Source organism: Streptomyces sp. M2CJ-2 (genome assembly GCF_016757295.1).
GTDB lineage: Bacteria > Actinomycetota > Actinomycetes > Streptomycetales > Streptomycetaceae > Streptomyces.
The window spans coordinates 1-1,118 of record NZ_JAESIF010000245.1 but is presented as its reverse complement, the minus strand read 5'-3'; the positions used below and the strand labels follow the sequence as shown (position 1 = coordinate 1,118).

Below are 1,118 nucleotides of genomic sequence, written 5' to 3'. Positions count from 1 at the left end.
AGCTCTATCAAAGCGGTGGTGACGCGAGCACACTGGGCCTCGATCCGACGCCCTTGCAGGTCGGCTACAGGGGTGGCTACTCCTCGGTCTTCGGGGACTTCAACAACGACGGCTACGGGGACATCGTCCTCGGCCGTGAGGGCGGGAACGGTGGCGAGATCACCTACATCCCGGGCCGCCCCGTTTCCCAGACCGACCCCACCTGGACGGTGGACGACGTCAACAGGTACACCCTCACCCAGGACAATTTCGACGTACCGGGGGACGGTGACCTGTACGACCGGTACGGCGCCGGACTCGCCGCGGGTGACATCAACGGCGACGGCTACGACGACCTCGCCGTCGGCGATCCCAACGAGGACACCGACAACGACACCGTCGCCGACGCCGGGCACGTGACCGTCATGTACGGCGGCTCCATCGGGCTCACGACCACCAACCGCCAGGTCTTCGACCAGGGCACCGAGGGCGTCCCCGGAGAGAACGAGGCCGGCGACGGTTTCGGCTCCCAGCTGCTGCTCAGCGACCTCAACGGCGACGGCAGGAAGGACCTGACCATCGCGGCGCTCGGCGAGGACGGCGGGAGTGGCACGCTCACCACGCTCCTCGGATCGGACACCACCATCACCGTCACCGGAGCACGCAGCCTGACCCCGACGTCCTACCTGCTGTCGACCGACGGACAGCCGCACCTCGGCAGCAGCCTTCAGGGGCACCCGCCGATAACGCCTCGGCCGCTCCCTGATGTCGGGTGAGGACGGTCCACGACAATGGGACGGCCCAGGCCGGGGATCGTGTCCCCGGCCTGGGCCGTCGCGCCGCGCGGCTGCGTGAGATGGAGCGCATCGTGGATGCGGGGGAGCGGGCCACCCCCTGAACCGATCGTCCCCGGTCGATTACAGTGAAGTCTCGGCTTCCATGGTCGACCTCCGCTCGTTGGCCTCCAGCTCGTTCGTCCTCGCCCCGCTCGTTCCTCGCGAGGCTCCGGGCGCTCCAACTGGACCCCTCCCACGCGGCGGTCCCGCAGACAGACACGAGGAAGAGCCACGAGGAAAACGCCCCGGCAACCAACCAAAAAGCCGCAGGCGGGGGTCGTTTACGCCCCTTGACAGGCCCGG

Annotated in this window: 1 protein-coding gene; it reads left to right on the top strand. The window is 68.5% G+C overall.

All coding sequences use genetic code 11. The features are described 5' to 3' along the window. Nucleotides 1–755 (top strand): FG-GAP repeat protein (locus JL475_RS39100; RefSeq protein WP_202282942.1); only part of this gene is annotated, 755 nt, incomplete at its 5' end. Nucleotides 756–1,118 lie beyond the last annotated feature (363 nt).